Origin of the sequence: Sedimentitalea sp. XS_ASV28, assembly GCF_041224545.1 — a bacterium.
In the GTDB taxonomy this organism is placed as follows: Bacteria; Pseudomonadota; Alphaproteobacteria; order Rhodobacterales; family Rhodobacteraceae; genus Sedimentitalea.
The window spans coordinates 1-260 of sequence record NZ_JBGFGP010000112.1 but is presented as its reverse complement, the minus strand read 5'-3'; the positions used below and the strand labels follow the sequence as shown (position 1 = coordinate 260).

At 51.9% G+C, this 260-nt stretch carries 1 protein-coding gene; it reads right to left on the bottom strand.

Annotated elements, in window-relative coordinates; genetic code table 11:
• Positions 1–4 precede the first annotated feature (4 nt).
• On the bottom strand, positions 5–260 hold a 256-nt coding region (locus AB9K34_RS08685), incomplete at its 5' end, for a transposase (protein ID WP_369954038.1).

The following is a 260-nucleotide window of genomic DNA, read 5'->3' as shown; positions in this document are numbered from 1 at the left end:
TAGGTCATGTTGACAAATGACGGATCCAAAGTCGGATTGACGCGATGTCGATGAAGCCCAGGAAGCTTTCAGCCGTCTTATCGTAGCGGGTTGCGACGCGCCGGGCGTTCTTGAGTTTGTTGAAGCACCGCTCAACCATGTTTCGCAGCCGGTAAAGCGTGTGATCTACACCCACGCGCATCTTGCGGGTCTTACGCATTGGAATTTGGGTGATGATGTCGCGCTTATCCATGTTTTTGCGAATACGGTCCGCATCATAA